Below are 17,357 nucleotides of genomic sequence, written 5' to 3'. Positions count from 1 at the left end.
AGGAAGAAGCCCCCACCATGACCGGTAGCGCTGCCGACGGCCCGGCGCCCAGGGGACGCAGCAGACGCAACTTCGCCGGGGCCCGCCCGGTGATGGACGACGTCGCGAAACTGGCGGGCGTCTCCAAGCAGACGGTCTCCCGGGTGCTCAACGACCACCCGGCCGTCCGCGCCGAGACGAGGGAGGCGGTCCGGACGGCGATGCGCGCGCTGGGCTACCGCCCCAGCAGCAGCGCCCGGTCGCTGGCCAGCGGCCGCACCCGCATGCTCGGCGTGATCTCCTTCGACGCGGCCCGCTACGGCCCTGCCTCGACCCTGACCGCGATCAACACCGCGGCGCAGGAGGCGGGCTACCTGGTGAGCTCGATCGCGCTGGACACCGCGGACCGGGACACGGTGGTGCGGGCCGCCGACCGGCTGTCGGCGGAGGGCGCGGACGGCGTGATCGCGATTGCCCCCCAGGTCCGTCTGGCGCGCGCCCTCGCGGAGGCCCACCTCGACACCCCCCTGGTCGTCATGGACAACGACCTCGGCGACGGCACCCCCATGGTCACCTCCGACGCGCGCACCGGCGCCCGCAAGGCGACGCGGCACCTGCTCTCCCTCGGCCACTCCACGGTCCGCCACCTCGCAGGCCCGGCGGGCTGGACGTCGGCGGACCGCCGGGCGGACAGCTGGCGCGCCACACTCGAGGCTGCGGGGGCCGAGGTGCACGTCCCCCTCATCGGCGACTGGAGCGCGGACTCCGGCTATGACCGGGGCCGCGAACTGGCGAGGGACCCTGGCCTGACCGCGGTCTTCGTCTCGAACGACCAGATGGCCCTCGGTGTTCTGCGCGCCCTCCACGAGGCGGGCCGCCGCGTCCCCGAGGACGTCAGCGTGGTCGGCTACGACGACATCCCGGAAGCCGCCCACTTCCTTCCCCCGCTGACCACGATCCGCACCGACTTCACCGACATCGGCACCATCGCCCTGCGCGTCCTCCTGGCCCGGATCGACACCCCGCCCCAGCCTTCCCGGGCGCCGGAGCCCTCCCTCACCCTCATCCCGGTCGACCTACGGGTGCGCCACAGCACGACTGCCCCGCCCCGCCGAACGCCCCCGCGCCCGACCGTCTGATGCGCGGGCCTCCGGGCCTACGGGCTTGCTGGCCTACGGGCTTGCGGGAGGCTGTCCCGGCGACCGGCGACCGGCGACCGGCGACCGGCGACCGGCGACCGGCGACCGGCGACCGGCGACCGGCGGCCGGCGACCGGCCGCCGGCTCACGCGGGATCGTGGATCCGGTCCTTCGCCCACCACAGGAACGCGGCGGCGTGCTGCTGGTTGGCGAACCCGTCGCCGGCGAGGGTGTGCAGAAGGTCGTTGCTCCAGAAGACGAGCCGGCCGAGGGTCCAGTTCACCGACTCCGGTGCGGGCAGCTCCAGTCCGTAGACGATCCGCGCGATCTCGCGCTTGCCGCCCGCCTCCGTCGTGTACTTGAGGATCGACAGGAAGCGCTCCGGCTCCACCACGCAGAGCACCCTGGTGAGAAGGGCCTCCTTGAAGCCCGTCATGGCGAACGGCTTCGCACCGCTCAGCAGGTGGTCCAGCCGGTCCTCGCGGGGTACGTCGTCCGGTCCGTGGAGAAGGTACTCGACGGTCTGCCGGGTCGACTCGGCGGCCGCGTCGTCGCCGAGGACGTTCCACGCGCTGTTGAACGTGGCCTGGTTGCCGGGGTGCGCTCCGACGTCGGAGTTCGCGAAGTCCTTGAGGGCCCTCGGATCACACGTGTACAGCCCTTCACGGGAGAAGATCCTCCGGTACTTCTCCCAGTAGGCCGCCACGTCGGGATCGAAGCCGGGCCGGGTGGCGAGGTAGCGGGCCTTGAGCCGGTCGACGCGTTCCAGCACCCCGGGCTCGACGTCCTCGGCTTTCGGGAAACGCGCCTTGAGGTCGACCAAGGAGCGGGGAGGCTGCTTCCTCGGCTCGACGAGTGCGCCGTGCTCCCACTCGAAACCGCACCGGTGCCGGACGAGCCGACGCCCACCCTCCAGCCCGCGGACCAGCTCGATGTCCTCATCGTCGCTGCACAACGGGCACATCGCCAACGCCATGGCCACCCTCCCGCACGACGCCGCAGCGCACGTGAACCAGAACATGCGGCACCACCGGAAGCCGCCCCTGCGAAAGCATGAGACGCGCACGACGGCCGCGCGGTTCGCCGGCCACGGTCCGCCGACGGAAACGACGGACACCCCGCCCCCGGGCCGGACACCCCGCCCCCCTCGCGTCGGTCCACGCCGCCGCCCCGGGCTTCGCCGTGGACGACCTCTGTGACGTCTCCACAGCATGACCGCACATCCGGAGCCCGACCGCCCCTGCCATCGGGCCAGCGCGGAAGAGGTCTCGCGTCTCGCCTCGAGGCCCGGACGGGAAGGCTCGAGGAAAGTCGGCCGCGGCTTCAGTCGTCGTGGCCGTGGCCGAGGCCGCGGTCGGGTGCGCTCATGTCCCCCGTCCGGGGCATGCCTTCGGCAAGTCCGTAGCGCAGGTACACGGTGCCCTTCGGGCTGGTCGCCGGCGGTTCGAGGAGGGTGAGGTTCATGGGCACCGCGCCACTGCCGAACATCTTCTTCCCGACGCCGAGCACGATCGGGTGCACCCAGAGGTCGAGACGGTCGAAAAGCCTCTCCCGCAGGAGCGTCTGCACCAGGTCCAGGCTCCCGACGACCTTCACGTGCTCGTGCCGGTCGCGGATCTCACGCACCGCACCGGGCAGGTCCGGGCCGAGGTGCGTCGAACCCGCCCACGAGAGGTCGGGCGTGCCGCGGGAGGCGACGTACTTCGGGACGCTGTTGAAGAGCGTGGCGATCTCGTTGTCCACGCCGCCCTCCTGGTGCGGCCAGTACGCGGCGAAGATGTCGTACGTCCGCCGGCCGAGCAGAAGGGCGTCCGTGCCCTGGTACGCGGCGGCGATCTGCGCTCCGGCGACCTCGTCCGACAGCGGCGCCTGCCAACCGCCGAACGGAAACCCCTCCGGGTCCTCGTCCGGGCCGCCGGGAGACTGCGCGACGAGGTCCAGTGATGCGAACATCTCGATGTCGATGAGGCCCATGCCATGCTCCCGATGAGTCACGAGGTTCGTCCGTCTCGGTCGGCAGGTAGACCTGTGGACCCGGGCGAACTCATCGCCGCGACGGCATCGGCTTCGTGGTCGAGTCGCCCGCCCGGTACCGGGACACCGCACCGGTACTCCCTCTCACCTCACGATAGAACACGGGCCGCGTCCCGACCCGGTGAAACCCCGCCCGGGGCGTCACCGCAGGTCACCGGGGCGACCGTCGCCGGTTGGAACGCGCCCGTCCGGTGAGCCACGGGGGCGCCGTCCGCCGCTGCTCCACCTCGTTGCCCGACCGCGCTGGTCCACCGCGCGCTCCACCGCGACGCACATCCGCGCTGCTCGACCGCGACGCAGGCCGCGCTGATCGTGGCCACGGCACTAGGGTCGTCGTCAGGTGATCGGTCACGACTGGGGTGGGCACGGATGACGACCTGGCAGGAGTTGCAGGCCGAGGTGGCGGACCGGCTGGCCGCCGCGTCCCCGGACGAGCGCGTGGTGTTCGCCGTCGGAGTGGCCGAGCGGCTGATGAGGGCCCAGGAGGCCTTGCCGGCCCATGAGCAGGCGGAGTACGCCCTCGGTCTCCGACCGACGCTCAACGCCCTGTGGGAGGCGGCGTTGGGCAATATGTCGGCGTTCGGAGAGATCAAGCACGGGCTGGGTGAGCACCTGCTGAGCGAGTACTGCCACAACGACGGGCAGGCCGGCCCCGGTGACGCCGACGGGCCGGCCGCGGCCGCCGTGCTCCACACCGCGGTGGCCTACCTGTTCGGCGCGGGCGATCCGATCCAGGTGGTCAGCAGCCGCGCCGTCGAAGCCGCGCACGAGCGCGCGAACGCGGGCGAGCGCTTGCCCACGGGCGAGCGCTCGCCCACGGGCGACAGCAACGCCGTCGACCCTGACGAAATGCTCATCGCCGAGTTGCACCGGCAGGTGCGTGACCTGACCCTGATCGGTCAGCACAGCGGATCCCTGCGCCACGCGAGGCTGGGCCTCGACATCGACACCTCCGCCCGACTGCACCGCGCTCTCCGCATCCCCCTGTCGACCGTCGGGACCGACGTGTAGACGCCCCCACCCGCACCCCGACACCTCTCACCCCGCAGGCCGGTGAGCCGCACCCCACTGCGGCCGCATCCCGCAGGCCGGTGAGCCGCACCCCCATGGCACCGCACCCCATGGCACCGCACCCCACGGAGCCGCGACACCCCGCCGCGACCGAGCTCGATACATGTCACCCGATATGTGTTCAGTAGCCCCTTCTAGGATGGGCTGAGGGGAACCGGGACCGACTGGGCGGGCAGGGTGCGCGAGCGTGACACAACTGGTGGGCAGAACAGCGGAACTCGTAAGGCTCGACGCCCTGTTGGCCGGCCCGGACCTGCCCGACGCACCGGCGGTGGTCGACATCGCCGGCGAGCCCGGCATCGGAAAGAGCCGGTTGCTGGGCGAAGTCTGCGCCAGGGCCCGCCGGTACGGACTCGTGGTGCTCCGCGGCCGCGCCACGGAGTACGAACAGGACGTCCCCTACCAGGCTTTCGCCGACGCGCTCGCCGACGTCGACCCCGGGGTCATCGCCGCGGATCCCGCGCTACCCGAACTGGAGTCGGTGCTGCACGGCATCGGGCAAGCGGTGCCGGGCGGCACGTCCGACCCGGGCGCCGTCGCCCGCTTCGGACTGCACCGTGCGATCAGCGCGTTCCTCACCCGTCTGGGCGAGCGAGGTGTGGTCCTGGCCATCGACGACCTGCACTGGGCGGACCCCGCGTCACGGGAACTCGTGGATCACCTGATCCGGCACCCCGCCCGCGGCCGAGTCCTCCTGGTCGTGGCACGGCGGGCCCGGCAGACCCCCACGTCCCTGACCGCGGCCCTGGCGCGCGGCACCGGCGGCGGCGACGTCCTGCACCTCGCACTGGGCCCGCTCCCCGAGGAGGAGTCCATCCGGACACTGGCCGCCGGCGTTCCCGGGCGCGAGGCGAAGCAGTTGTACGCCGCCAGCGAAGGCAACCCCTTCTACCTGCTCGCCCTGCTGCACGCGTACCGGGGCGGAGCCCGACTGCCCAGCGTCCTCACCCGGTCCGACTCGACGGACGAGGTCGGGGTGCCCCACGGCCTCGCGGTCCTGCTGCTCGACGAGCTGACCGCGCTGACCGCGCCACAACGCCGAGTCGCCGAGGCGGTGGCAGCACTGGGCGCTCACGCCACACCCGCCATGGTGGCCGAGGCGATCGGCCTGCCACCCGGGGAGACGACGGAGGCGGAGGAGAGGCAGAAGGCAGAGACGAGAACGGCTGGGACGAGGGAAGGGGAGGAGACGGCCGGGCCGAACGGGTTCAAGGAGCCGATGGAGGTCACGGAGCCGACAGAGGGCGCGGGGGACACGGGGGTCACCGAGTCGACAGCGGGCGCGGACACCACGGGGGTCACTCAGGTCACGGAGCCGACCGAGGTGACGGACGTGATGGAGGTGACGGACGTGATGGAGCAGATCCGCACACTGGCGGCGCGGGACGTGCTGCGCGCCGGGCCGGGCGGCAGATGGGTGCTCCGCCACCCGCTCGTGCGGGCCCTCGTCTACGAGAACATCGCGCCGGGGCGGCGTGCCGGGCTTCATCGTCGGGCCGCGCGGGCACTGGCCCGCAGCGGTGCTCCCGCCACCGAGCGGGCCCACCACGTCGCACGGTCGATGACCGGCTGGGACGCCGACGCAGCCGCCGTGCTGGAGGAGTCCGCCGCCCAGTGCGCATCGACCGCGCCGGCCACCGCCGCCCACCTGCTGCACGTCGTCCTCGCGCACCTGCCGGACACGCCCGAGTACGACCGGCGCCGAGGCGAACTCTCACTGGCGCGTGCCCGGGCGCTCGGCGTCAGCGGCAGCCTCCGCGAGAGCCGCGATCTGCTGCACCACCTGATCGAGACGTCGGGCCAGGATTTGCTCCCGCTGCGCACGGAGGCCGTCGCCTGGTGTGCCGTGATGGAACGGCACCTCGGCCACTCCCCGGAGGCCACCGCTCTGCTGCGCCGCGAGCTGTCCCGTAGTCCGAGCCCGTCACCCGGGCAGGCGGTCTCCCTCAGGCTCGCCCTCGGCATGTCCGCCCTGCTGACGGCGTCCTATCCCGAGGCCCGCGCGGACGTCACGGAAGCCGTCTTTCTCGCCCGAGCATGCGGCGACTGCGCGGGTGAGGCGGCCGCCCTCGCCCTGGCCGCCCTGGGTGAGGCGTACGAGGGCGAGACGGCCGCGGCCGTCCGGTTCACCGACGCCGCGTCCCGGCTCACGGACGCCTTGACCGACCCCGGCCTCACCGACCTGTGCGAGTCGCTGAGCTGGCTGGCCTGGGCGGAGGTACTGCTGGAGCGCTACGACGACGCCGAACGGCACTTCAGCCGGGGGCTCGACATCGCCCGGCGCGGCGGCCGGCTCCACGTCCTGCCGCACCTGCTGACGAGCAGGGCGTTCGTGCATCTCACCACCTGCCGTCTGCCGTCCGCGCTGGAGGCGGCCGAGGAGGCGGAGACGCTCGCCCGGGCAGCGGGCAGCCCCGACCTTCTGGCGTTCACCCTCGCCATCAAGACGCTGGTGCTGCTGCTGTGCCGTCCTCTCGGGGACGTCAGTGCCCTGGCCACCGCTGAGGAGGCCGTCGCGGCGACCAGCGGGAGCAAGGGCTGGTGGCCTGCCCTGGCGTGGTGCATGCTCGGGCACACGACGTTCGTGAGCGGCGACGCGCACCGCGCTCAGGAGGCCATCACGACGGCCGGCGGGGGCCGCGAACTCCCCCTGCTGCAACCGTCGATCCGTCCCGGGCAGCTCGACACACTCACCGGCGCGGCCCTCGCCACGGGCGACCTCGACCAGGCCCGACGCTGGGCCGCACAGGCGGCGCGCGAGGCCGACCGGCTCGGTCTCGACGGTCAGCGCGCGGCCGCCCGGCGAGCCGAGGCATCACTGGCCGAGCACCGCGGCGACACGGACAAGGCCGTTCGCCTCCTCGTCGCGGCCGCCGAGGAGTACGCCCGCTGCGGCCAGCGCCTGTGGGAGGCGTACTCTCTGCTCCGCGCGGCGCCCCTGGTACGGCGCAGCGGCCAGGGCGAGCGCGCCGCCGCCCTGTGGCACCGCGCCCACCGCATCGCCCTCGCCGGCGGCGCTCGTCTGCTCGTGGACCTGGCCGAGCTGATCCGCCCCGAGGTCATGCCCCGGTCACCCGCGGTCCCGGCGGAACTGGCGGGACTGACGGCACGGGAGGTCGAGGTGGCCGGACTGCTGGCGGAGGGCCTCAGCAACCAGGACATCGCCGCCCGGCTCCACCTCAGCCGACGCACCGTCGAAACGCACCTGTCGTCGGTCTATCGCAAGCTCGCCGTGCCGTCCCGTTCGGCACTGACGCGCCTCATGACCCGCATCGGCCTCGGCGTCGGATCGTGAGCCGGGCGCGATCGGATGTGGTGTTTCCTGCCCAATTTCCGGGCGCCGGCCGCCTCGTCCCGCCCGAGTTCGTTCATCGCGTGTCGAATATTGAGTGAGTACTCCTACGCAGGTGAGTACGCGTGCTCACGTGGTCGCCGCGGCCTGCTCGGAGACTTGGCGTATGAGACGAACCTCTGCACCGACCGGCACGACCGCCCGCTCCCCGCGCCGCCCGCGGCAAGCGCTCACGTCGACGGCTCTGGCGGCTCTGGCAATTCTGGCGCTCGCCGCCTGTGGCACCGAGAGGACGGGCGCCGAAGGAACGCGGGGAGACCTCGCCGACACCGCCGGATCCACCACGGGCGTGGCCTTCACGGAGATGCTGGGCAAGGTCGCGCGGCAGTGCCCCCCGAGCGCTCCGCCGGAGGCGCCGCCGTCCGGTCCGGCGGAGACCGCGCCGCCCGGGGAGACCCCGCCGAGTGACGCGGTCGAGCCGATCGCCCCCACGGCGGGGCCCGAGGTGGAGTTGAACGCTCGCGACTGGTGCGCGGGCAACCTCCACGAGGAGCGCATCGCCCGGGCGCTCTGGGACCTGGCGGATCCCACCCCCGCCAAGGTCAGGAAGATCCTGAACGACCTCGGCTACATCGACGAGCGCATCCACGACCTCAAGCAGTCCGGCACGACCACGCGGTTCTTCCTCGACCTGCGTGACCAGGGCGGACGGCTCTGCCTGGACGGCTCCGCGGCCGCCCACCAGACCGTCGTCGACAAGTGCGCCGCCCCCGTGACCGGCCCGTTCACGCCGCCGGAGGCGACGAAAGCCTGATCACCGACTCCGGCCCCCGGGCGGATCCGCACCCTCACGACGCAACGCGCCGATCGACTCGCTGAACTGACGCAGGCTCAACCCAGTGAGCGGGCTTGTCCAGGAGGGCTCCGACGGCCGTGATCACACCAGCCACGGCGAGATCATTTCAGTTGCCCTCGCCTGTTTCTCAGGCCGATCCTGTTGGCTCGGTCAACGAGGAGGACACGTGGGGCCAGTTCTGTTCCCAGGAGACGACGACACCAGCAGCCCGGACGTGTCCTGGTCCTACACCGGCTTCGGAGTGTTCCGGCGGTGGCTGGCGCAGGCCGAGGGGTTCGAACTGAAGGAGATGGACGGCTTCGGTGGACAACGCCCCTGGAACGAGGTCTCCACCACCCTGGCACCACTCCTCGATCATCCCGACGACGACGGCCCCGACCTGACACCGATCCAGTGCGCCGCAGTCCTGCCCCGCCTGCAGGAGATCGCCGACCAGCCGCAAGAGGGAAGCATCGCCCCGCTCCTCCAACGACACCTCGACGACGTCCGCCAGTTGGTGGTCGTCCTGCGGCTCTGCATCGAGAAGGACGTCGACCTCCTCTTCGGCTGATGTCGACCGGCGCCACCGGCTCACTGTGACCAGCAGTTACGGGCAATTCCTAGCTGACAGGGTGGATGTCGATCACTTGCCGATCGGGCCGGGCGAAGTGTTCGGCATCAACACAAAGCACCGCCACAAAAGGGCCGCACGGGTCGGCGACGATTCCGTGAAGGTCGACCACGGAAAGCCGACGCCCTACGCACGCCAGAGCCGGGCGGAGGCCAATCGAGTAGCACGGGTGCTTGAGCGCTGTTGCCGGCGCCGCTCTCAGGGGTGCTGACGCCCGAACAGGTCCAGCTGGTGTACGGCGTTGCTCGCCATCGACAGGCTTGGGGCCAGGCCTGAGCCAGCCCGTCCCAGACCGCGTTCGAGATCTCATTGGGCAGCCGGCACGTCGCGACGCCATCGCTCGTTGTCCCAGGCAGCACCTACGGTTCGCGCATGAACGTTCCCGAGGTCATCCCGATCAGACATGAGCCTGACCACCGTACGCGCACTATAGGGCGGTGGCAGGATGGCCAGTTCTTCGGATCGGTGACTGCTGCGTTCCCCGAGGGCTGGAGTGGCGACGACTGGCAGGTTCAGAAGCGCTGGTGCGCTGTGCTCCACCAGTTCGACGGGGCCGGTCGGCATCTGGACTCGCTCATCCAGTTCACGGGCACCACAGCAGACGGCGAAAAGAAGGCGATCGCTGCAGCCCGGCAGCTACTTGCTGAGTGGCTGGACGCCTTGCCGGGGCGGCAGTACCAGGACATCGCGATCGCACCGTTCGCCGTTCGGTTCGAGGGAGCCCTGTTCGGCCTGGTCCTGGAGGAAGGCGAGGACGAGGACGACGAGGCAGGCGACGACGATGTGCGGGCCGAGTTCTGTCCCGACGGCCTGGGCTTCTACGCTCCCTGGAACGGCGACTACGACACCTGAGCCCGAGCTGGTGAGAGGTCGCGGGCCGCTCCGGACTGCTGCTCGGCCCCTAGCCGGCCGACGGATCATCACGCCGATCATTGCCCAGCGGATCATGGTCTCCGAGCGCTTCGGGCTGGTCTCGTAGTCCCGCTCGAGGCGCCCGTGGGCGGTGATCCATGAGGTTCCGCTCGACCGCCCAAGACTTCCCGCCGCCCGCCCTTCGGCCCCATCCGCGCTGGCGGAAGCAACGGCTCCACCAGCGCCCACTGATCGTCAGTCAGGTCCGACGGAGACCCACCCCTGTCACCACTCACCCAAAACCCAAAGAACCCATAGTCACCAGGACACGGCAGATCTCAAACAGGTCTCAGCGAGGGGTCAGTCATCCCTGCCGGAGGTGGGTCACCCGTTTCAGCGGGTCGCAACGGCATCCGCGACACTGAAGACAGCGTCGCACTCGGCGCATTGCGCTTTACCGAAAAGACAGGTCAACTTGCCCGCGACATCGGCCTGGTTGTCGGCGAGCGCGCGACTGTGCAGTCTTTGGGCAAGTCCCTCCAGCGCTGAGGAGTCTGCAGGCTGAAGGGGGATCTTCTTTGCGGCGGCCTCGTTCATGTACATGCTGTCTGTGGTCGAGAAGAAGCCGTACTCACCGAAGGCTATGAAGTTCTCGGCGCTACACGCGGGGCAGGGCACTTCGTACTCGTCATCGTTCAGGCCGTCGAGTTGTTCGCCCCAAACTTCGACATCCTCGAAGCCGAGGAGTGCGGCGAGCAAGTAGACATAGGTTCCGGGGTCATCGCTGAGGCTCGGATCCCGAAGGGCTTCCTCGGTCAGGTGCAGCAGATCGGACATCTCCGAGGCGTAGGCCACGTGGGGATCTTGCTGGCCGTATGGCTGGTCGGTGCTGGCCGCGATGGCGCCGGCCAGCAAGAGTGGTGCCTGTCTGTCCGCAGGCGACCACTGGCGCGCCAGGTCTCGTAGGGCCGGCAACGCCGCGTGGCTTGCCGAGTAGACGGTGCCCTGATGGCACAGTCGGGACCAGAGCTCGGTCCAGTCTGAATCGTTCGGGGCTTGGCGTACCGCGTCGAGCAGACCGGGGATGTCTTCTGCCGTGCCGTAGGCGTGGTGGAGCTGCGACCAGTTCGTCATGCCAGCGATCTAAGCAGCCGAGGACTGCGGACTTCACGGCTGGGGCGTGCCGGCCTCCCTGTCTCGGATGCAAGGCGAGCCCGGGTCGGAAAGGAGTCGGCGACCTGCGGCGATGCTTCAACATCGGGGCCATGCCTCGTCCACCGACCCCGACATACGGCCGCTCCGAGCGACATCCGCCTGCACAGACGCCAAGACCCCGTCCTCGGCGAAAGCGCTGGTGGCGGGGTCTTTGGGCACCTCATGCAAGGTCCCCCGGCAGGATTCGAACCTGCACACACGGCTCCGGAGTGATTGAGGTCTTTCGGCGTTGCCGCTCCAGAGTGAGCACGGCCGCGGAGATTGACGACATTCGATTCGGACTGCACCGGGACTTGCGGAGGATCCCCCAGGATTTCAGTCGTGCGACGCCGCGTTCGACCGGTGCCCGTGCCGTGGCCAGCGCTCGGCTGATGGTTTGCTGGGTCGGGGTGAGGTCACGGCCCGGCCGGCGTCTGAGGGGTGTCGTCACCCACGGGCCGGCATCGATGGAGGCGCGGTCGGCGAGGATCGGGACGCCCTGGCCTTCACAGATCCGGATGATTCGGTGGGCCCGGGCCGCAGTGAGATCGTGCGCGCGGCCGGGCATCGTCGGCGAGATCCACAGCAGCCGCCCGGCGGGGTCGGTCACCACCTGCACGTTCACCCCGTGTCGACGGTGCTTGATGCCCCTGTGTGCGTCAAGCTGCGGTCATCAGGGTTGCTGAAGTATCAGGCTGCTGGTGACGCGTGAGAGTAGTCGGCCCAGATGTCGCCGACCCGGTCGCACGCGGCAAGGGTGCCGTCGAGCAGGACGTAGTCCGGGTCCGTCTCGCGCAAAGCACGCAGCAGGCCGGGAGCCCGGTCGGCGAGCAGGTCGACGACGGCTGTCGTGTAGGCGTGGGCGATGCCGACGGAGATGCCGAACCCGGCAGCGAACTGGGCGAGGGTGTCATGCCGACGCAGGTACACCAGGCCGACCAGGGGACGCTGGTGCGGTGGGAGCTTGCAGCGGCGGTCACCCTCGCGGGTGACGATGAGCATGGTGACCCACTCGACCAGGGCGTGAGGCAGGTCGAGTGCGGCAGAATACGGAACCAACGCGGCTCCTGTGCCTGTGGGTTGAGACTTCGAACACCTCCTTCAACGGCACGGGAGCCTCGTGCGTTACGCATGGACCCACTGACACCAGGTCGCTCCGACAATCGGCGGCCGACGCGGGCATGACGATCGCCACGCGAGTGGTGAAGACTGGATAGATGCGACCTCACGCCCCAGGCGGACTCCTGTTCGTAGCGCTCGGTCTCATCCTTGTCGCCGCCGGCTACGTCTGGAGAGGACATGTCCTGCGTCCCCTCTCGGCGAAACGCGTCCAGGCAGCGGTGATCCGGGATCGTTCCAGAAACCTGCTGCGCTCTGCGGACATGGCAATCGCCGGAGCGCGCCGACGGGCCGCACACGGCGAACCGGCCATCGTCACGGTCGGAGACGTGACCAGGGTGGCGCGCCGGCACTACGGGTACCTCTTCGTGGGGCGCGAAGAAGCGGCTGCCGCCCTCCGCCAGCGCTATGAGGCCGCCGACTGCCTGGTGGACTGCATGACCGACGCTTTCAACTGACTGCCTCCCCGGCAAGTGCTTGACGCCAGAGGCGCCTGAGCTGTCACCTGATAGGTGGTCACACTGAAAATGCTCATCGTGCTGATCACACCGCAGGGCTGTTCCGACCTGCGGTGGAGATAGATAGGGGCGGTGTGGTGGTGCTTGGTGTGTCGGAGGTGTGTCGAGGCTTGGTAGGGCGGCGCTCGACTCCTGTGCTAAGCAACGAATAGCCTCAAGCGGTTGGCGATCTCCGGGTTCGACAACTGAGACTGAGCCACTGCCAACACGAACTCCTCAGCCGCGTCCTCGTCCAGGGGTTCCTTCAGCGGATGCCCGTTGATGTGTAGGAAGACGGCGGCTGATGCCCACCCAGTGCGCTTGTTCCCGTCTACCAGGCTGTGATTGCTGGAGACAGAGTGCAGCAGAGCTGCTGCCTTGTCGAAGAGCGTTGGGTAGGCATCCTCGCCGAACACGCTGGCCTGAGGGCGAGCGACGGCGCTTTGCAACAGCCCCCAATCGCGTACGCCAACACGGCCACCAAGAGTGATTTCCGCGATCTGGATGACGTCATTGGCGTCCAGGTACTCGGTTATGGCGACGGTCCCCTACTTAGTGGCGAGGCGCTCGTTCAGGCCTGCGGAGATACGGGCAGTCCTGATGGCGGCAGCGGTCACCTTGCGTCGGTGGACCTCAGCCAAGACGGCATCGTGCGCCAGTGTCTTCATGCTGACATCCTCCTTCGCTGCCTGGTCGCGGAGCGTGGCCATCTCGTCGTCAGTGAAAGTGACGTTCAGTGCAGGCATGGTCAACTCCCATCCGGTACCTGTTCTGGTACCAGAATAGCACCGCCGTCAAGCCCCCAGCCTCGTCATCGCTGGTAAATGATCAAGAAAGTCAGAGAATGTGCAGGTCAGAGGCTTATGAGCATTAAGACGGTGTCCTACGTGGTGAGGCGGACGAATCGCTTGTAGCAGCACATTGCTGCGGCGAGGCCGAGAAAGGCCAGGTAGTTGCGTGGATCGCGTTCATAGCGAGGGCTGAGTCTGCGGTAGCCGGACAGCCACGAGATCGTGCGCTCGATCACCCACCTTCGTCGGCCCAAGCGTTCGCTGGACTCGATGCCCTTGCGGGCGATACGCACGCCGATGCGCTTGCCCCGTAACCATTTCCGTAGGTGGGGAATGTCGTAGGCCTTGTCCGCGTGTAGGCGCTGAGGCTTGAAGTAGCGGCCGTTGTGGGGGTCGTGTCTCGTTTGGTGACCGGCCACCATGGGCTTCAGCCCTTCGCTGTCGTGGACGTTGGCGGCGGAGACGCCGACGACCAGGGGCAGTCCGTTCGCGTCCGACAGAACGTGCATCTTGGAACCCGGCTTGCCCCGGTCCACGGGGCTCGGACCTGTGTGTCTGCCCCCTTTTTAGCCCGCACGTGGGCGGAATCGAGCACCACGCGGGAGACGTCGATGAGGCCCGCGTCGTCGAGCCGATGCAGGACCGCCTCGTGCAGCCGGCCCCATACCCCGGCCCGCGACCAGATCAGGAATCGGCGATGGGCCGTCGACTTCGATATCCCGAAGCACGGCGGCAGGGCCCGCCAGGCGCACCCGCTGACCAGCACATAGACGATCGCCGCGAACAGCGTCTCATCAGGCGCGTTCGGCGTTCCACCGCCCTGCGGCCGCACCCGGTCCTCCGGAATCAACGGCCTGGCGAGCTCCCACAAGCCGTCCGGAACAATCCAACTCCACTTACCCCGCCCCATGAACAGACCAACGAGCGATCACCACGTAGGACACCGTCTAAGAAGCCGTTGTCTTTCCGGATGTGATCACTGAGTTTCCGCTGCTCAGGCATGGTTCCGGTGTCGTCGTGGGAGCGTTCGGGCGATCAGTTCGTCCTGGATGATGCGGAGGTGGCCGGTGGCGTCGGTGATGGGGTTGCTGGAGGAGCGGGAGGCCGTTGCCCGGGTGCGGGTGGAGGAACTTCAGGTGGAGGCGGACCGGATCTTGTCCGAACTCGCCGCGGCCGAGGCGGTGTTGGAACGCCGGGCGATCGCTCGGGCGGAGCTGGCCGAGGCCCTGGCCGCCCCTGGTGATGCGGCGGATGCGGCCGTGCGGGAGGCGCCAGAACCGGTGCCGGAGACCACAGCGGTGAAGGTCCCGGTTGCGGGGTCGATCGTGCCGCACTTCGGGGAGGGGACGACGGTGGAGGCGCTCGCGCCGGATTACCGGCGGATCGTGGAGGTGGTGGAGTCCGGTCCGGGAGGCGGTGAGGGGGTGCCGGCGAAGGAGATCGCGTCCGGGCTGGGGCTGGAGTTGGTGCCGGCGAAGATCGAGGGGGTGCGGTCCAAGGCGAGGCGCCTGGCCGAGCGGGGCTGGCTGGCGGTGTCGCCGTCTGGACGGTTCACGCCGCGGCAGTCCACTGTGACCGCTCCTGCCGGGGCCGGGAGGCTGTCCGGGCAAGACGGCGGCTCATGAGCATGGCCTGCGAGAAGTAGATGAACGCCTCGCTGGAGGCGGGCAGTGTCTCGAAGTCGCGCACCAGGCGCCGCGAGCGCATCAGCCATCCCAGGGTGCGCTCGACCACCCACCTTCTCGGCAGCACCACGAACCCCTTCATGTCGTCGCTGCGTTTGACGATCTCCAGCGTGAGCTGGAGTTTCTCCTTCGCCCAGTCGACCAGGCAGCCGGTGTAGCCGCCGTCGGCCCACACCAGCGTGATCGTGCGGAACCGCGCCCGCAGATGGGGCAGCATGACGCGGGCGGCCTGCCGGTCGGTCACGTGTCCGGCCGTCACCAGCACCATCAAGACGAGGCCGATGCTGTCCGTGATGACGTGCCGGCGCCTTCCGTTGATCTTCTTGCCGCCGTCGTAGCCGCGTGAGGCGGCGGGCACCGAGGAGGCGCCCTTCACCGACTGCGAGTCGATGATCGCTGCCGTCGGCTCTGGCTGACGGCCCTCGGCCTCACGGACCCTTCCGCGCAGCCGGTCGTGGAACTCCCGGGCCAGGCCCGCCCGTCGCCACCTGCGAAAGTAGGCGTACACGCGGTCCCATGCCGGGTAATCGACAGGCAGGGAGCGCCACTTGATCCCATTGTCGGTGACGTAGAAGATCGCGTCCAGCATCTGCCGGTGGCAGTAGCCCTCCGGCTGTCCGCCCCGGCCCTCCAGCCAGGCCGGGACCGGCATCGCGTCGCGCACCACCGCCCATTCCTCATCCGTCATGTCGGAGGGATACACCGGCGCCCTCTCCGGGCGGTCGGCCGCGTTCCCGAACCGGTGAGCGAGGCAATCGCACGCCGACACGCGGGAGTTGGACGGGAACAGGTCCGTCACGCAAGACTGGGACAACAGGGCCTCCTGGCGCTCGAGTTGGCTTCGCAACCCTCGTGCTGCACCGGAGGTCCTGCTTTCATGCGCCCGCGCGGCCAAGATCACTCGACCTGGGACCCCGTTCGATCAGAACCGCGCTCATGATCGATAGGCATACGGCTTCTAAGTGTTGGGCTTGGTAAGGCCCCCTGGGTTGGTCGTGCCAGTCGTCTGATTGAAGTCGCTGGCATGCTGTCGCGACTCTGACCGATCGGCGCTCCGTGAGCGCGGCTAGCCACGTGCCCACTACCGGCCGGAGCGCGAGCAGGGGGCGCTGCTGGAGCGTCAGCACGGCTCCGGAGCACAATCAGGGTTTGGCTTTGTGGATGGCCTCTGACCAGCAAGGTTCTTGACCCTAAAGGCGGTCGCCACACAGCTCAGCGTGCGCGTGTACCAGGAGCGTCAGATAGCGGCACCGGCACCGCTTTCGGGGGTGTTGACGGCTGAGCAGGTGTACGGCGTCGCTTGTCATCGCCAGGCTTGGAGTCGGGCCTGAGCCGGTGTTCTCAGGAGGTGCCGACCTTCCTCGCGGTAGCTGTAGGTGGCCTCCGGAGTTGGCCATCGTCGGGTTGGCCTGTCAGTGTCGTCTCTTACGCTCCGCTCTTGAAACAAACAGTTCGAATGCAGAGGGGACGCGGATGGGCGGCAACGCATGGACCCACACTGGCCCGTATCAGCGTGATCTGGCGGCCGCGTTCCGGCAGGCCCAGGAAGACGAGCTGGCGCGGGACAATCACGGTTTCGAGGGCCGGTCCGTCGAGGAACTGTGGCGTGACCCGGAGTGGCATGAGTACATCTTCACGGGTGGCACGGGCACCGTGCTGGACTTCCCTCTCATGATCGAGGCTGCGGACACCGACGACGGTCCGTTCATGCGGCCGCTGACCGATGGTGAGGTGCGTGCGTGGGCTCCACACGGCCGGCCCACCTACGCGGAGTGGGACGCCGCTCTCGACTCCGAGCAGTTGGACTTCCCAGGCCGCGCCCAGGGGAACTGCACAGTGCTCTACCGAGACGGCAGGCCCATCCACATCGGCTACTGGGGGGTCACTGCCGACTAGGGGGATCGGTGCCGTTTTGCGATGTGGCCCCTGCGCCCGTCCAAGGGCCACATCGTTTTGCGGGGCTCACCTGCGACGATGCTCCAAGATCCCTCCACGCCTCGTCCACAGACCGCGACATAGAGCCGCTCCGAGCGGCACACGCCTGCACATAAGCCAAGACCCCGTCCTCAGCGAAAGCGCTGGTGGCGGGGTCTTTGGGCACCTGATCCAAGGTGCCCCCGGCAGGATTCGAACCTGCGCACACGGCTCCGGAGGCCGTTGAGGCTCAGTTCGTTCATCCAGGTCACTAGCCTCGCCGTTTCACTTGGGTACAACTGGCTTTGAGGCGGAAACACGAAA

Annotated in this window: 16 protein-coding genes and 3 pseudogenes; 9 read left to right on the top strand and 10 right to left on the bottom strand. The window is 69.2% G+C overall.

Translation table 11 applies throughout. The annotated features are described in order from the left end of the window. Positions 1-17: 17 nt before the first annotated feature. On the top strand, positions 18-1,118 hold the full coding sequence (locus C6376_RS02710; RefSeq protein ID WP_107441917.1) for a LacI family DNA-binding transcriptional regulator: 1,101 nt from the start codon (positions 18-20) through the stop codon (positions 1,116-1,118). Between the two features lie 145 nt (positions 1,119-1,263). Here the strand turns inward: C6376_RS02710 and C6376_RS02700 are convergent, their stop codons facing one another. Together C6376_RS02700 and C6376_RS02695 are read right to left on the bottom strand one after the other, a co-directional pair. Continuing rightward, a complete protein-coding gene (locus C6376_RS02700; RefSeq protein ID WP_107441916.1) occupies positions 1,264-2,094 on the bottom strand; it encodes a hypothetical protein in 831 nt (276 codons plus the stop codon). Positions 2,095-2,441: 347 nt separating this feature from the next. Continuing rightward, positions 2,442-3,092, bottom strand: a complete 651-nt coding sequence (locus tag C6376_RS02695; RefSeq protein ID WP_107441915.1) for a dihydrofolate reductase family protein — start codon at positions 3,090-3,092, stop codon at positions 2,442-2,444. A gap of 429 nt (positions 3,093-3,521) precedes the next feature. Between C6376_RS02695 and C6376_RS02690 the strand changes: the two genes are divergently transcribed. From C6376_RS02690 to C6376_RS44965, 3 genes are all read left to right on the top strand, one after another. Continuing rightward, positions 3,522-4,163, top strand: coding sequence for a hypothetical protein (locus tag C6376_RS02690; protein WP_107441914.1), 642 nt, complete (start codon positions 3,522-3,524; stop codon positions 4,161-4,163). A 247-nt stretch (positions 4,164-4,410) separates the two neighbouring features. After that, positions 4,411-7,518 (top strand): helix-turn-helix transcriptional regulator, encoded by a 3,108-nt coding sequence (locus tag C6376_RS02685; protein WP_107441913.1) that lies wholly within the window; start codon positions 4,411-4,413, stop codon positions 7,516-7,518. Between the two features lie 163 nt (positions 7,519-7,681). Next, positions 7,682-8,329, top strand: a complete 648-nt coding sequence (locus C6376_RS44965) for a hypothetical protein (RefSeq protein WP_254075818.1) — start codon at positions 7,682-7,684, stop codon at positions 8,327-8,329. 24 nt (positions 8,330-8,353) lie between these two features. Here C6376_RS44965 and C6376_RS44960 read toward each other — a convergent pair. Further along, positions 8,354-8,465 (bottom strand): annotated as a pseudogene (locus tag C6376_RS44960) (IS5/IS1182 family transposase); the annotation flags it as partial. A gap of 72 nt (positions 8,466-8,537) precedes the next feature. Here C6376_RS44960 and C6376_RS02670 point away from each other — a divergent pair. Next, positions 8,538-8,921 carry a hypothetical protein gene (locus C6376_RS02670; protein WP_107441912.1) on the top strand — a complete coding sequence of 128 codons (384 nt, stop codon included), beginning with the start codon at positions 8,538-8,540 and terminating at the stop codon, positions 8,919-8,921. A 432-nt stretch (positions 8,922-9,353) separates the two neighbouring features. Continuing rightward, positions 9,354-9,833: a hypothetical protein gene (locus C6376_RS02660; RefSeq protein WP_107441911.1), complete on the top strand. Its 480-nt coding sequence runs from the start codon at positions 9,354-9,356 to the stop codon at positions 9,831-9,833. A 57-nt stretch (positions 9,834-9,890) separates the two neighbouring features. Here C6376_RS02660 and C6376_RS44955 read toward each other — a convergent pair. The 3 genes and pseudogenes from C6376_RS44955 to C6376_RS02650 all read right to left on the bottom strand — a co-directional run. Next, positions 9,891-9,995 (bottom strand): annotated as a pseudogene (locus C6376_RS44955) (IS5/IS1182 family transposase); the annotation flags it as partial. Positions 9,996-10,226: 231 nt separating this feature from the next. Continuing rightward, positions 10,227-10,967 (bottom strand): hypothetical protein, encoded by a 741-nt coding sequence (locus C6376_RS02655; protein ID WP_107441910.1) that lies wholly within the window; start codon positions 10,965-10,967, stop codon positions 10,227-10,229. A gap of 307 nt (positions 10,968-11,274) precedes the next feature. Then, positions 11,275-12,086: pseudogene (locus tag C6376_RS02650) on the bottom strand (transposase family protein); the annotation flags it as partial. A 323-nt stretch (positions 12,087-12,409) separates the two neighbouring features. On the opposite strand from C6376_RS02650, the gene C6376_RS44950 reads away from it, so the two are divergent. Then, on the top strand, positions 12,410-12,604 hold the full coding sequence (locus C6376_RS44950) for a hypothetical protein (protein WP_254075817.1): 195 nt from the start codon (positions 12,410-12,412) through the stop codon (positions 12,602-12,604). A 197-nt stretch (positions 12,605-12,801) separates the two neighbouring features. On the opposite strand, the gene C6376_RS02640 is transcribed toward C6376_RS44950, so the two are convergent. The 3 genes from C6376_RS02640 to C6376_RS02630 form a co-directional block, all read right to left on the bottom strand. After that, positions 12,802-13,167: a type II toxin-antitoxin system death-on-curing family toxin gene (locus C6376_RS02640; RefSeq protein ID WP_254076326.1), complete on the bottom strand. Its 366-nt coding sequence runs from the start codon at positions 13,165-13,167 to the stop codon at positions 12,802-12,804. Positions 13,168-13,191: 24 nt separating this feature from the next. Further along, the gene (locus C6376_RS02635; protein WP_107448734.1) at positions 13,192-13,389 is read right to left on the bottom strand and encodes a hypothetical protein; all 198 of its coding nucleotides are present in this window, start codon (positions 13,387-13,389) and stop codon (positions 13,192-13,194) included. Positions 13,390-13,526: 137 nt separating this feature from the next. Beyond that, positions 13,527-14,344 (bottom strand): IS5 family transposase gene (locus C6376_RS02630; RefSeq protein ID WP_107441902.1). Its coding sequence is split into 2 segments (ribosomal slippage): positions 13,527-14,002 and positions 14,002-14,344, totalling 819 coding nucleotides; the frame shifts between segments, so codons are not numbered across the junction. Between the two features lie 157 nt (positions 14,345-14,501). Here C6376_RS02630 and C6376_RS02625 point away from each other — a divergent pair. Then, positions 14,502-15,059 (top strand): hypothetical protein, encoded by a 558-nt coding sequence (locus C6376_RS02625; protein ID WP_216825569.1) that lies wholly within the window; start codon positions 14,502-14,504, stop codon positions 15,057-15,059. Here C6376_RS02625 and C6376_RS02620 read toward each other — a convergent pair. Beyond that, the gene (locus C6376_RS02620; protein ID WP_254075816.1) at positions 14,986-15,807 is read right to left on the bottom strand and encodes an IS5 family transposase; all 822 of its coding nucleotides are present in this window, start codon (positions 15,805-15,807) and stop codon (positions 14,986-14,988) included. The two genes, C6376_RS02625 and C6376_RS02620, sit on opposite strands and share 74 nt — an antisense overlap. Positions 15,808-16,592: 785 nt before the next feature. Here C6376_RS02620 and C6376_RS02610 point away from each other — a divergent pair. After that, positions 16,593-17,015: a hypothetical protein gene (locus C6376_RS02610; protein ID WP_107441908.1), complete on the top strand. Its 423-nt coding sequence runs from the start codon at positions 16,593-16,595 to the stop codon at positions 17,013-17,015. The last annotated feature ends 342 nt before the right edge of the window (positions 17,016-17,357 follow it).

Source organism: Streptomyces sp. P3, assembly GCF_003032475.1.
GTDB lineage: Bacteria > Actinomycetota > Actinomycetes > Streptomycetales > Streptomycetaceae > Streptomyces.
Note: the sequence above shows the minus strand (reverse complement) of the source record. Positions and strands in the feature narration are given on the sequence as shown.